We start from the raw sequence: 12675 nt of genomic DNA, 5'->3' as shown, positions 1-12675 counted from the left end.
TCGCCGTGCCGCTGCTCGTCGCCTTCGTGCGCGACGCATGGGGCTCGTCGAGCGCATCCGGCACCAACCTCGCCATCACCTGCGCGTAATCTCGGCATCGTCATGCTCCTCACCGCGACGCTGCTGCTCCCGAGGCCGTGGCTCGCTGCTGCGGAACGCACGTTGCTCGCCTACTCCGCTGCGATCCCCGCGCTCGTGGCATCGTTTGCCCTCCTCGCACTCGTTCGGTCGACGGCCAACCGCAGCGGACGCTGACGCCCTCCTCACCGACGCCGTGTGGCCACTCGGCGCGCTCTGGTTCGCGAGTGCCGCCTTCGGTGCCCTGCTCTGCGTTGCGATCGTCGTCGTCGCCCTGCGCCGACCACGGGAGCCGGATTGTACCTGCGGTCGCGCCGCTCCTGGCCGTGCTCGCCCCGTCGCTCTGGGCGACGCTCGCGGCAGTGGTCACCTCGTTCGTGACGACCATACCTCCCGGCCGTCGCGGCGTCGCTCGTGTCGCCGCAGGCGCCCTGACGGCAGGCGGAATGCTCGCCGCACGGCTCCGTGGCGCACCGGCCGCACGCGCTCTCCCTGCCGAGCTGGCTGCCGCTGCGGTCGCGGTCGTCTCGCTTGCAAGCACCCCGATCTTCACGAGCGCGTTCGGCCAGCCGGCGGGAGCCCAGTACTTCACGGCGACGATCGCGGTTTCCGCGCTCGTGCCGATCCTGCTCGCGCTCTCTCCCTCTGGCCTGTTCCAGGCGCGAGGCAGAGCGTTCCTGGCGTGGATCGGTGTCGGCCTGCTCACCCTCGCCTGGTACGTGTTCGCGATCGCGACCCCTGGTATCCGCACTTCGGAGGCCTTCCATCTCCCCGCCGGGGCTCCGCTTGTTGTGGCCGGACTGCTGCTCTGGTGGTTCGGCAGGGCGCGCAAGGCCGGCGAACCGGCACGCGCGTCCGCCTCCGTGCTCGCGGCCGGCCTCGCAGTTTCGCTTGTTGTCCCCGCCATCACCTCGGCCGACACTCCCGCGAGCACGCTGCTGTACTTCATCGTCGGCACAGCCCTCGCACTCGCGGTCGCCGTGACGGCGACCCTGGTGCGCGTTCCCGTCCACGCGCGTCCGCTGCTTGTCTCGTTGAGCTCATCGGCGGGAGGGGTTGCCGTGCTCGCAGCGCTCGCGCACGTCGCGGCCAACCTGACGGGCGACGTCAATCGAAGCGGGATCTTCACCGGCCTGCTCACGAGCGTGGAGGCATTGCTCTGGCTCACTGCATGCGTGCTGCTCGTCGGCGCGGTGACCTGGCTGCTGCTCCGCCCCGTCTGGGCAGACGACGAGGCCAGGGCACGTCGCAAGCTGCTCGTCGCGCTCCTGACGGCGCTCGGCGCCGCCGTTGCCACCGGCGTCCTCCTCATGACGCGGTTCGAGAGTGGTCTTCTCCTGCTGGGGCTCGCACTGCTGGCCTCAGTCGTCGCCGCCGGACTCCCCGCCAGACTCGTCAGCCCGACTGGGCGCGCAGGCATCGCCCTCGTGGGATTCCTGGCCCTCGCATCGCAGAGCCTCTCCCTCGCGATCTGGACCCCGACCGCGCCCACCAACATCTGGGTCGCGCAGCAGACGGGCACAACACTGTTGCTGGTCGGGATCGTCCTTGCAGCCATCGTCCTGGTCGCCCGCCTGAGTGTCGAAGCGGGGCTCCTGACGAGACTCCCCAGCTACGCGTCCGGGCTACTGGCGGCGTGGATGCTGGTGCACCACGTTCAGCTCATCGACCTCGAGAGCACGAACCCGATTCAACTCGTCGCGACCGCCGGCGTCATCGGCGCCCTCACCGCCATGCTCGGCGTGCTCCTGGCCCCGCACGGGATACGTCGGGGCGACGGAGTTGCGCTCCGCGCGCTTGGGCTCGGCACGGCGCTCCTCGGAACCCTGCTCGCGCCGGCCGCCGCCTCGGCCGCGCCCGGCGAAGGGTTCGAAAGCTGGACCCCGTTCCCCCTCGCGGTCGCCCTCTTCGCCGCGACGTCCATCGTCTCCAGTGGGCAACTCGGCGCGCGGTCTCCCTACGCCGTGCTGCGCTACTTCGGCGTCCCCGTCCTCGCACTCGCTTGGGTGTGGGAGGTCCTCGCGAACTGGGACGGAGCATCCATCTTCGTCGCCTTCGGAGGCGCCTTCCTCGTGCTCTTCGCGGCGGGAGTCGCGACTGCGAGATTCGACCGACAAGGGAGCGAGCCACGGGCATCCAGCGTCGAGAGCCTGCTCTGGCTTGCCGCCGCCCCAGGTATCTGGCTCAGCGCGGGAGCCATCGCCGCCGTCGCCCAGCCGCTCGACCCCGCGGAGTCACGCGTCCTCGCGCTGTCGGTGCCCGAATTCGCGCTTGCACTCCTCACCCTCGCGCTCGTCGTCGTCTGCGCCGTGGTGCCCGTCGCCGGGTGGCTGCGCGCATCGGTGAATGCCCTCGGAGTCGGTGCGTCGATCTCGGCGGCCGTGCTCGGACCAGCGCTTGTCCTCGCGGTCCAGGGGCCGCTGACTCCGATCGCGCTCCCGGTCTGGGGTGTCCTCCCGGCGTGCCTCGTGCTGCTCTTCGCGAGCGCACTCTGGCGCCGCCAGCACCAGCTCGAGAACCCGCGGCTCGCGTCCCTCGCGTCCACGGTGCTCGTGCCACTGGCCGTCGCCGCACTCGTGGTGTCCTCACTCCCGAGCATCCTGCGCAGCGAAGTCTCCAACACCCAGGCGCTCGCGCTCACCTGGGTCGTCGCGCTCTGTGCGCTTTCGCTCACCGCTCTCCTCAGGCCGGAGCTCCTGCCGACGCTGTCGGGGGCCAATCGGGTGCCAGGCGGCCCGCAGTCGCTGCGCGTCCCCGTTCTCGCGCTCTCCGCCGTGGCCCTCGTCGCCTTCACCGGCGTCGTACAGAGCGAGGGCCCTGTCCGCTGGCTTGAACTCGCGACGGTGCCACTCGCCGCAACCCTCCTCGCAGGCGGGGCGCACTTCCTCGCGATCCGGCCGACGCTCCGCAGCTGGCCGGCGCTGGCCCCCGGGCTGGCTCTGCTCTTGGTCCCGAGCTACCTCGCCCAGTTTGCAGACTCCGAACCGTGGCGCCTCATCGCGCTTGGCCTCATCGCCGTCGCGGTGACGATCTGGGGTGCGGTCGGCCGCCTGCAGGCGCCGCTTGTCCTGGGCGCGATCATCACCGTGCTCCACGCCGTCACCGCATTCCGGCAGCAGCTCGCCGTCGTCGCGGGAGTTGTGCCCTGGTGGGTGTGGCTCGCGCTGGCCGGCACAGTACTCGTGGTCATCGCCACCACGTACGAGGCGCGGCTTCGCGACGCCAAGCGCGCCGCAGCATCCATCCGCTCGCTGCGGTGACGCTACCGGCTGTCAGCTCTTCGCGTGCGGGCGCAACGCCTGCAGGTCAGAGCTGGCAGCCGGGGCACCAGTAGAGCTTGCGCGCCTGCATCTCCTCCAGCGCGATCGGCGTGCCGCATACGCGACACGGCTCCCCCGCTCGGCCGTACACCCAGTGCCGGTCCTCGCGGTTCTCGAGGGCCGCCGCCTTCGCCTTGCCGCGGAGCCCGTCGATCGTCATCATCTGGCCGACCTCGACACCGATCTTGAGGAGCTTCGTCCAGTCACGCCACAGCTCCCTGAGCTGCTCATCCGTGAGCTGCGACGTCGGCGTGTGCGGGTTGATGCCCGCCCGGTAGAGCATCTCCGCCCGGTACACGTTGCCGATCCCGCTGACGATCTGCTGGTCCATGAGCACGATGCCGATCGGCGTGCGCTTCCCGCGAGCTCGCTCGAGGAACCGCGCCTCGGCCTTCGCGCCACGGTCGACGAGCGGGTCAGGGCCGAGCTTCTCGATGCGGGCAGCGACCTCGTCGCCCGTCATGAGCTCACACGCCGTCGGTCCGCGCAGATCTGCGCACGTCTCCGCCGTGAGAAGGCGAAGCCGCACGGCGCCGACAGGCTCAGGCGGCCACTGCGAGAGCTCCTGCTCGCGCTCCGCCTCCGCCATCTTCAATCGTGTGCGCCGCGGGGCGCCGATGCTCGACAGGGAAGTCTCGCCGCGCGAGTCCTCGATCGTCACGCCGGGACGCTTGCGCGAGTACTCCCCCGTCTGCCCGAGCGTCGTCGAGACCTGGCCAGAGAAGTCCCACGCCCCGTAGATTCCGAGGTGCACACGCAGCCAGACGCCGCCGTCGAAGCGCGAGAACATGTGCTTGCCGACGGCGAACGTCTCGACCATCTCACGACCGTCGATCTCCCCGGCTCCCTCAGCGAAACGGCCTTGGGGCGAGGAAGCGGCCACGACTCGCCCGGCAAAGTTCGCGGTGAACTGGCGGGCGATGCGGTGAACGGAATGACCCTCAGGCATTCCCCGCCGGTGTCTCCGACTCCACCATCGGGGGTACGACGGTACCAACCGCGCCGAGCATCGACTTGCCGGCGATCTTGCCCGTCTGCTCGTACTCTGCCAGCTGCGAGATGCGACGCAGGTGACGTTCTTCGCCAGGGAACGGCTCGGCGATGAAGATGTCGATGAAGCGCAGCACGTCGACGATCTCGTGCTGCCTCGCGCCGATCGAGATCACATTGGCGTTGTTGTGCTCGCGGGCGAGCTGCGCCGTGGCGTCGCTCCATGCCAGCGCGGCGCGCACCCCTGTGACCTTGTTGGCGGCGATCTGCTCGCCGTTGCCAGAGCCACCGAAGACCACGCCAAGCGACTTGGAGCCATTCGCCCAATCGTTGGCGACGGCCTGAGCGGCGTTGATGCAGAACGAGGGGTAGTCGTCGAGCGCGTCGTACTCGGCGGGCCCGTGGTCGACGACCTCGTGGCCCTGGTCGCGCAGGTGCTCCTGCAGCTGCTGCGAGAACTCGAGGCCGGCGTGATCCGTGGCGACGTGAATGCGCATCAGTCGAACACCGGTCCACGCGTGCGGCTGCGCTTGAGCTCGAAGAAGCCGTCGACCGATGCGGCCATGACAACACCGTCGAACAGGCGAAGCGCCTCCTCGCCCTTCGGTGCCGGGGAGATGACGGGGCCGAAGAACGCGACGCCGTCGATGGCGATGATGGGGGTACCAACCTCGTCGCCGACACGCTCCATGCCGGAGAGGTGGCTCGCGCGGTACCGCTCGTCGAACTCGCCTGCATCGGCGCGCTCGACGATGGACTCGGGAATCTCGAGCTCCGCGATGGCCTCCTGCAGCACCGCGTCGCGGTCCTTGCGTCCGCCCGGGTGGATTCGCGTGCCGAGCGCGTCGTAGAGCGCCTTGACCTTCTCGTTGCCGAGGTCCTGCTCGACACCGGAGACGACACGGCCGAGGCGGGACGTTCCCTGCAGCATGTCGCGGTACGACTGCGGGATGTCCTTCTCCTCGTTCAAGAGCTCGAGGCTCATGATGTGCCAGGTGACATCGAGGTCACGCTGACGGGCGACCTCGTCGATCCACCGCGAGGTCATCCAAGCGAATGGGCAGATCGGGTCGAACCAGAAATCTACTTTGATCGGTGCGGGCATACGCATAAGCCTACTCGGCAGGACTAGGCTGGCCGCGCCGCAAGCCCGGAACCCCCGGGCACCTGACACCAAAGGAGCTGGAATGCCCGGAGAGAACCTGACTCGCGCTGAGTCGGTCGAGCGTCGAGGAGTAGTGCTTGGTGTCGAGCACTACGACGTCGCCCTCGACCTCACGACGGGTCCTGAGACGTTCCGTTCGATCACGACGGTGACGTTCTCGGCGGTTCCGGGTGCGTCCACCTTCATCGACGCCATCACCCGCCAGGTGCACAGCGTTGTGCTCAACGGCGAGGCGCTCGACGTCGCGGCGGTCAACGACGGGGTGCGCATCCAGCTGCCGAACCTGGCCGAGCACAACACGCTGACCATCGACGCCGATGCCATCTACATGCACACGGGCGAGGGACTGCACCGCTTCGTCGACCCTGCCGACGGCGAGGTCTACCTCTACTCGCAGTTCGAGGTGCCGGATTCCCGCCGCATGTTCTCGGTGTTCGAGCAGCCCGACCTGAAGGCGAACTTCTCCTTCCACGTCACGGCCCCCGCCTCCTGGCAGGTCATCTCCAACGAGCCGTCACAGGCCCCTCAGCCCATCGACGATGAGCGCGCCGTCTGGCACTTCGCGACCACGCCGCGCATCTCGAGCTACATCACGGCGCTCGTCGCGGGTCCGTACACGGTCGTGCGCGACGAGCTCACCTCCATCGACGGACGCACCATCCCACTCGCCGTGTACTGCCGTGCATCCCTCGCGCCGAACCTCGACGCCGACAACATCTTCCGCACCACGAAGCAGGGCTTCGAGTACTACGAGAAGGCGTTCGGGGTTCCGTACCCGTTCACGAAGTACGACCAGCTCTTCGTCCCCGAGTTCAACGCGGGCGCCATGGAGAACGCGGGATGCGTCACGTTCACCGAGACCTACGTGTTCCGCTCGAAGGTCGCGGATGCGGTGCGCGAGCGCCGCGTCGTCACGATCCTCCACGAGCTCGCCCACATGTGGTTCGGCGACCTCGTCACCATGAAGTGGTGGAACGACCTGTGGCTCAACGAGTCGTTCGCCGAGTTCATCTCGACGCTCGCGACCGCAGAGGCCACCGAGTGGACCGAGAACTGGGTCACCTTCAACGCCAGCGAGAAGTCGTGGGCGTACCGCCAGGACCAGCTGCCCTCCACGCACCCGATCGTCGCGGAGATCCGTGACCTCGACGACGTGCAGGTCAACTTCGACGGCATCACCTACGCCAAGGGCGGCTCGGTTCTCAAGCAGCTCTTCACCTGGGTCGGCCGCGACGCCTTCTTCGCCGGCATCAACGCGTACTTCACGAAGCACGCCTGGGGCAACACCGAGCTCCGCGACCTGCTTGCCGAGCTCGAGGTCACGAGCGGCCGCGACCTCACCGAGTGGAGCTCGAAGTGGCTCGAGACGGCGGGGGTCAACACGCTGCGCCCCGTCTACGAGCTGGACGAGAGCGGCAACTTCACGTCGTTCGCGATCGAGCAGACGGCAACGGCCGAGCACCCCACGATCCGACCGCACCGCCTCGCGATCGGCCTCTACAACGTGCAGGGCGACGAGCTCGTGCGCATCCACCGCTTCGAGTTGGACGTCGATGGCGAGCGTACCGAGGTGCCGAGCTTCATCGGCGGAGCACTCCCCGACCTCATCATCGTGAACGACGACGACCTCGCGTACACGAAGATCCGCCTCGACGCGCACTCGGTCGCGACCGTGCAGCAGCACCTGCCCAAGCTGCGCGCCCCGCTCTCGCGCTCGCTCGTCGTCAGCTCGCTGTGGGATGCGACCCGGGATGGGGAGCTTCGCGCCCGCGACTTCATCCGCGCCGTCCTCGGCGTCATCGGCACCGAGAGCGAGTCGACGACGCGCCGCACGGTGCTCGGCCAGCTCGCCTCGGCCGCTAAGTTCTACACGGCCCCAGAGGACCGCGCCGAGATCGTCGAGGTGGTCACCGACGAGCTGTTCGAGCTTGCAAAGCTGGCCGAGGCGGGTTCGGACGCGCAGTTCAGCTTCGTGAAGGCCTTCGCCTCGCTCGCCGAGACCGCGCCGCAGCTCGACGCTGTCGCAGCGCTCTTTGATGGCACCTTCGCGCTCGAGGGGCTCGAGATCGACACCGACCTCGGCTGGGAGCTGCTCTACGCGCTGGTCGCCGGTGGCCGTGCTGGCGAGGCGGAGATCGCTGCACGTCTCGAGACGGATCGCACGGCGGACGGCGAGCGCAGCGCGGCACACGCACGCGCGGCACTCCCGACGCCGGAGGGCAAGGAAGCGGCCTGGGCGTCTGTCATGGACCGCTCGGACGCGACCAACGCAATCGTGCGCGCCACCGTCGCCGGCTTCGACCGTGTCAACGACGAGGCGCTCCTCGAGCCGTTCGTCGACCGATACTTCGGTCACATCTCAACGATCTGGGCTGATCGCAGCTTCCAGATCGCCGAGACGCTCATCGAGGGCTTCTTCCCGGCGGGCCTCGCGACAGCGCGCATCCGCGACGCCGCAGATGAGTGGCTCGCGAACAACGAGGGCGCGGCCCCCGCGTTCCGCCGCATGATCATCGAAGGGCGCGCAGGAGTCGTGCGCGCCCTGGCCGCTCAGGAGCGCGACGCGCAGCCAGAGTAGTCATCCCCCGCGGGGCCAGACGACGAGTCGAGGGCCGTTCACCTTGAGGTGGACGGCCCTCGCTCGCGTTCGGAAGCGGACGTCGAAGCTCAGGCTCGCTTCCGCAGCACGACGATGTCCTGGTAGTTGAACGCGCCGGCCTCGATGACCTCGAGGACGTCGAAGCGCTCGCCCCAGGCCGCCTCGGTGAAGGCCCTGCTCTGGAAGATACTGCGGTAGTAGCCGTCCGCGGCAACGTCGTCGAGGGTGCTGTCGAGGAGGTCGTCGATGATGCCTTCCCGCTTCAGGCGCTCCTCGAGCCCGTGCCGACGCGCCGCGGACTCGCCCATCGTCGTCACCATGGCGATGCCGCCGTCGGCGAGCAGCGCGTGGAGCTCGTCTCGCCACGCGAACTGCAGCTCGCGGCTCAGGTGGGTGATCACGGAGTAGCCGATGATCGACGTAAACTCGCCGCGCGTGAACGAGGTCGGCGGCAGCGGGTCGATGACGTGGAAGTCTCCTCCCGCGATGTTGTCGCGGCACCACTGCACCGCCTCTGCGTCGATGTCGCAGCCGGTGAGGGCGAGGTCTGGACGCCTCGCCGCCAGCGGGATGGAGAGCCGGCCGCTGCCGCAGCCCCAGTCGAGCACGCGAGGCTGCGACGCGCGGTCGTACCGATCGATCAGGGGGTGAAGTCGAAGAAGCTGACCGTGCCGGAGAGCGCGAAATCGATGGCGTCGCGGGTATGGGCCACGCGGTGCATGAGCTCAGCGGGCGGCATCACGGGCGGCTCGTCGATCACTTCCCGGACCGCCTCGATGAGCAGGTTGCCTTCGGCCACTCCTTCGACCGCGAGGTGCTCCTTCAGCTGGCGGGGAGACGCCCGCGGCTTGTCAGGGCACTTCTTGCAGGCCCCGCGCGGCGACCCATCGAGCAGGTTCCGGCGGAGCCCTCGCAGGCGTTCATCGACGCTGGCGAGGTCGCGCGCGTCGCCCGCGATCTCGTGGTTTCGGCACGGTGACCAGGCGGGTGGCTCCGTGGTCGTGTCCACCGAGAATCGGCTCCACGGCAGATCGCAGAGCCTCGTGGACACGGCGTCTTCCTGCGCACGGCGCAACCAGTTCAACACCATCTCGAAGCCCCCTGCCCCAACGGATGCTTGTGATGCCCGCCGCTCCCACGCTACCCATCGTGCATTGAGGCTACTGGGCCAGTGCCGCCTCGATAGCGGCGACGACCTCCGGCGCGTCGGGTTCGGTGGTCGGGCGGAAGCGCGTGATCTTGCCGTCTCGCCCGATGAGGAACTTCTCGAAGTTCCAGCTCACACGCCCCGCCTTGCCGTTCGCATCCGGAGTCTTCGTCAACTCCGCGTAGAGCGGGTGCGCCGACCGCCCATTGACCTTGACCTTCTCGAACATGGGGAAGCTGACACCCCACGTGAGCGAGCAGTACTGCTTGATCTTCTCTGCGTCGGAGTACTCCTGCAGGAACTGGTTACTCGGGAAGCCGAGCACTGTGAAGCCCTGCGCGCCGTACTGCCGTTGCAGCTCCTCGAGCTTCTCGTACTGGCCGGAGAGGCCGCACTTCGAGGCGACGTTCACCACGAGCTTCACGGGCTCGTAGGCCGCGAGCTTCTTGGCCTCGCCGTCGATGGTGGTGACTTCGATGTCGTTCACGTTCAGGCTCATACGGAGGGCAACCGGATGCGCCGCTCCCCTATTCCTCGCACGCCGCTCACACGAGACAGATAGGCGCGTCCGCCTACACTCGTTGCGCTATGGCAGACTTCTGGACTTCACTCACGACCGCGCTCGCCCCCTTCGACATCCCCATCACGATCGTCTTCTACATCCTCGGAGCCTTCGTGGTCCGCTGGGTCCTGCTGAGGCTGATCGACCGCTCGGTGAAGCAGATCGTGAGCGGCGTCAAGAAAAAGCGCGGCGTGACCGACACCCAGGCGCTGTCGGTGCGCTCTCCGCTCGCAGCCGTCCGCACCGTGCAGCGCACGCGCACGATCGGCTCCGTGCTGACGAACATCGTGAACGTCGTGATCGTCGTCACTCTGATCGTGATGATCATCTCGAAGATCGACCCTGGCATCCTCGCCTCGCTCTCCCTCCTGAGCGCCGCCGTTGGCGCTGGCCTTGGTTTCGGCGCCCAGCGCATCGTCGGTGACGTGCTCAACGGTCTCTTCATGGTTATGGAGGACCAGCTCGGCGTCGGCGACGACGTCGACTTGGGCGTCGCATCCGGTGTCGTCGAGAAAGTGGGAGTGCGCGTCACGCAGGTGCGCGACGTCTACGGCACCCTCTGGTTCGTCCGCAACGGCGAGGTGCAGCGCGTCGGCAGCAACTCGCAGGGCTGGAACCGGGTCGTGTTCGACCTCGCCGTGCCCTACAGCATCGACCGCCACTTGATCGAGCAGCTGCTGCTCCGCGCCGCCAAGGAAGTCGCCAACGACCCGGAGTGGCTCGACCACTTCATCGAGGAACCCGCAGTGTGGGGACTCCAGACGCTGTCGAACGAGGCCGTCGTCGTGCGCCTCGTCGCGCGAGTACGGCCCGGCGTGCGCGGCGACGTCGAGCGCGAGATCCGCGCCCGCACGCAGGATCTCCTTAAGCGCGAGGGCATCGAGTTGCCACCGCTCAACACCATCGTCTTTGATGGTCCGAACGGCATCGACAGCGGCAAGGACAAGAAATGACCGGCAACCCAATCCACCTGCGCGCCTCTGAGGGCGGAGCCGCCGCCGTGCCAACGCTGTACGACGAGATCGGCGGCATGCCAGCCTTCGAGAAACTCGCGAGCGCCTTCTACGAGGGCGTCCGCGAAGACGAACTCATGTGGCGCATGTACCCGCAGGACGACCTCGAGGGCGCAACCTGGCGACTCGGGCATTTCCTCGCCCAGTACTTCGGCGGGCCGAGCGAGTACAGCGCCGAGCGTGGCCACCCGCGGCTCCGGATGCGCCACAACGCGTTCCACATCAACCCGGAGGCAAGGGAGCACTGGCTGCGGCACATGCACGCCGCCATGGACCAGCTGGACCTGGCTCCCATCCACCGGACGCAGATGGCCGACTACTTCGACCGCGCAGCGACCGCCATGGTCAACACGTTCGAGCCGAGCCCAGGAGCAGAAGCCGACTCCTGAGCTCGGACCGAACGGTCTCGCTCTGCCCTCGCGGTCTGAGGCCTAGACGACGCCCTGCGCGAGCATCGCGTCGACCACGCGGGAGAAGCCGGCGATGTTGGCGCCCAGCACGTAATCGTCGGGCTTCCCGTACTCGCCTGCCGTCTCCTGGCAACGCGTGTGGATGTCTCGCATGATCTCCGTCAGGCGAGTCTCGGTGTGCTCGAACGACCAAGAATCCCGCTGCGCGTTCTGTTGCATCTCGAGCGCACTCGTGGCGACGCCACCCGCGTTCGCTGCCTTTGCCGGGCCGAAGAGCACCCCGTCCTCGGCGCGGAATCGCTCGGCCGCCGCCTTCGTGCACGGCATGTTGGCCCCCTCGGCGACGACCCGCACGCCGTTCTCGATGAGGACCGCGGCTGCCTCTCCGTCGAGTTCGTTCTGCGTCGCGCACGGCAGCGCGATATCGACGGGCACACGCCAGATAGCGCCTGGTTCGGCGAGGAACTCGGAGCGCCCGCCCACGCGGTCCACGTACTCGCTGATGCGCCCGCGATCGACAAGTTTGAGTTGCTTGAGCACCTCGAGGTTGATGCCGTCGGGGTCATGGATGGCGCCAGAGGAGTCACTCGCCGTGACGACCTTCGCGCCAAGCGATTGCGCCTTCTCGATGGCGTAGATCGCGACGTTGCCAGACCCGGAAACCGCGACCCTCTTGCCCTCGAGGTCGTCGCCGGCCGCGCCGAGCATCTCCTGCGCGAACAGGACCGTCCCGTAGCCCGTTGCCTCCGGGCGCACCAGCGAGCCGCCCCAGGTCATTCCCTTGCCCGTCAGCACACCGGCCTCGAAGCGGTTCGTGAGGCGCTTGTACTGGCCGAACATGTAGCCGATCTCGCGGCCACCGACTCCGATGTCACCGGCAGGAACATCCGTGTGCTCCCCGATGTGGCGGAACAGCTCAGACATGAACGACTGGCAGAACGCCATGATCTCGCGCTCGCTTCGGCCGCGCGGATCGAAGTCGGCACCGCCCTTCCCGCCACCGATCGGCATACCCGTCAGCGAGTTCTTGAAGATCTGCTCGAAACCGAGGAACTTCACGATGCCGAGGTTCACCGAAGGGTGGAATCTCAGCCCGCCCTTGTACGGGCCAAGCGCCGAGCTGAACTCGACCCGGTAGCCGCGGTTGATCTGGACGTGCCCGTTGTCATCCACCCACGGCACACGGAAAATGATCTGCCGCTCAGGCTCGCTCAAGCGGCGGATGACCGCCAGCTCGAAGTACTCCGGATGCCGATCGAGTACCGGACCGAGGGTGTCGAGCACCTCGGCGACCGCCTGGTGAAACTCAGGTTCGCCCGCGTTCCTGGCGAAGATGTCTGCCTTGAGGCGATCAATGCTGCGGTCCATGGGTGTCCTCCGGGGGTGGGGCG

12 protein-coding genes are annotated in these 12675 nt (G+C 68.0%); 5 read left to right on the top strand and 7 right to left on the bottom strand.

Annotated features, from left to right (window positions below; all coding sequences use genetic code 11):
- Both FHX72_RS18560 and FHX72_RS09575 read left to right on the top strand, forming a co-directional pair.
- The coding region (locus tag FHX72_RS18560) for a hypothetical protein (protein ID WP_221186855.1) at positions 1–255 on the top strand (255 nt) is incomplete at its 5' end.
- Between the two features lie 149 nt (positions 256–404).
- On the top strand, positions 405–3338 hold the full coding sequence (locus FHX72_RS09575) for an SCO7613 C-terminal domain-containing membrane protein (protein WP_183624619.1): 2934 nt from the start codon (positions 405–407) through the stop codon (positions 3336–3338).
- Between the two features lie 46 nt (positions 3339–3384).
- Here the strand turns inward: FHX72_RS09575 and FHX72_RS09570 are convergent, their stop codons facing one another.
- The 3 genes from FHX72_RS09570 to FHX72_RS09560 are packed head-to-tail and all read right to left on the bottom strand — an operon-like array spanning position 3385 to position 5493.
- Entirely contained in the window at positions 3385–4347 is a 963-nt protein-coding gene (locus FHX72_RS09570) for an Fpg/Nei family DNA glycosylase (protein ID WP_068482869.1), read from the bottom strand.
- Positions 4340–4885, bottom strand: a complete 546-nt coding sequence (locus FHX72_RS09565) for a ribose-5-phosphate isomerase (protein WP_068492983.1) — start codon at positions 4883–4885, stop codon at positions 4340–4342. The genes FHX72_RS09570 and FHX72_RS09565 overlap by 8 nt, the downstream gene beginning before the upstream one ends.
- Positions 4885–5493, bottom strand: coding sequence for a mycothiol-dependent nitroreductase Rv2466c family protein (locus FHX72_RS09560; protein WP_068482875.1), 609 nt, complete (start codon positions 5491–5493; stop codon positions 4885–4887). Before FHX72_RS09560 ends, FHX72_RS09565 begins: the two co-directional genes overlap by 1 nt.
- A gap of 82 nt (positions 5494–5575) precedes the next feature.
- Between FHX72_RS09560 and pepN the strand changes: the two genes are divergently transcribed.
- Positions 5576–8131, top strand: a complete 2556-nt coding sequence (pepN, locus tag FHX72_RS09555) for an aminopeptidase N (RefSeq protein WP_183624616.1) — start codon at positions 5576–5578, stop codon at positions 8129–8131.
- 89 nt (positions 8132–8220) lie between these two features.
- Here pepN and FHX72_RS09550 read toward each other — a convergent pair whose 3' ends face one another.
- From FHX72_RS09550 to FHX72_RS09540, 3 genes are all read right to left on the bottom strand, one after another.
- Positions 8221–8793, bottom strand: coding sequence for a class I SAM-dependent methyltransferase (locus tag FHX72_RS09550; RefSeq protein ID WP_338110103.1), 573 nt, complete (start codon positions 8791–8793; stop codon positions 8221–8223).
- A complete protein-coding gene (locus FHX72_RS09545) occupies positions 8793–9161 on the bottom strand; it encodes a hypothetical protein (RefSeq protein WP_183624611.1) in 369 nt (122 codons plus the stop codon). Before FHX72_RS09545 ends, FHX72_RS09550 begins: the two co-directional genes overlap by 1 nt.
- Before the next feature lie 151 nt (positions 9162–9312).
- Positions 9313–9798: a glutathione peroxidase gene (locus FHX72_RS09540; RefSeq protein WP_183624609.1), complete on the bottom strand. Its 486-nt coding sequence runs from the start codon at positions 9796–9798 to the stop codon at positions 9313–9315.
- 89 nt (positions 9799–9887) lie between these two features.
- Here FHX72_RS09540 and FHX72_RS09535 point away from each other — a divergent pair, with 89 nt between their 5' ends.
- Complete coding sequence (locus FHX72_RS09535; RefSeq protein ID WP_183624608.1) at positions 9888–10814, top strand: mechanosensitive ion channel family protein; 927 nt, start codon at positions 9888–9890, stop codon at positions 10812–10814.
- Positions 10811–11263: a globin gene (locus FHX72_RS09530; RefSeq protein WP_068482886.1), complete on the top strand. Its 453-nt coding sequence runs from the start codon at positions 10811–10813 to the stop codon at positions 11261–11263. Before FHX72_RS09535 ends, FHX72_RS09530 begins: the two co-directional genes overlap by 4 nt.
- A 42-nt stretch (positions 11264–11305) precedes the next feature.
- On the opposite strand, the gene gdhA is transcribed toward FHX72_RS09530, so the two are convergent.
- Entirely contained in the window at positions 11306–12652 is a 1347-nt protein-coding gene (gene gdhA / locus FHX72_RS09525; RefSeq protein ID WP_183624606.1) for an NADP-specific glutamate dehydrogenase, read from the bottom strand.
- Positions 12653–12675: the final 23 nt, after the last annotated feature.

This window comes from Pseudoclavibacter helvolus (assembly GCF_014191305.1).
GTDB lineage: Bacteria > Actinomycetota > Actinomycetes > Actinomycetales > Microbacteriaceae > Pseudoclavibacter > Pseudoclavibacter helvolus.
This window is presented reverse-complemented; position numbering and strand designations above follow the sequence as displayed.

Bases quoted from the DNA above. Each gene is read 5' to 3' on its own strand.
- FHX72_RS09570 (WP_068482869.1), bottom strand. From the start codon at position 4,347: ATGCCTGAGGGTCATTCCGTTCACCGCATCGCCCGCCAGTTCACCGCG.
- FHX72_RS09565 (WP_068492983.1), bottom strand. From the start codon at position 4,885: ATGCGCATTCACGTCGCCACGGATCACGCCGGCCTCGAGTTCTCGCAG.
- FHX72_RS09560 (WP_068482875.1), bottom strand. From the start codon at position 5,493: ATGCCCGCACCGATCAAAGTAGATTTCTGGTTCGACCCGATCTGCCCA.
- pepN (WP_183624616.1), top strand. From the start codon at position 5,576: ATGCCCGGAGAGAACCTGACTCGCGCTGAGTCGGTCGAGCGTCGAGGA.
- FHX72_RS09540 (WP_183624609.1), bottom strand. From the start codon at position 9,798: ATGAGCCTGAACGTGAACGACATCGAAGTCACCACCATCGACGGCGAG.
- FHX72_RS09535 (WP_183624608.1), top strand. From the start codon at position 9,888: ATGGCAGACTTCTGGACTTCACTCACGACCGCGCTCGCCCCCTTCGAC.
- FHX72_RS09530 (WP_068482886.1), top strand. From the start codon at position 10,811: ATGACCGGCAACCCAATCCACCTGCGCGCCTCTGAGGGCGGAGCCGCC.
- gdhA (WP_183624606.1), bottom strand. From the start codon at position 12,652: ATGGACCGCAGCATTGATCGCCTCAAGGCAGACATCTTCGCCAGGAAC.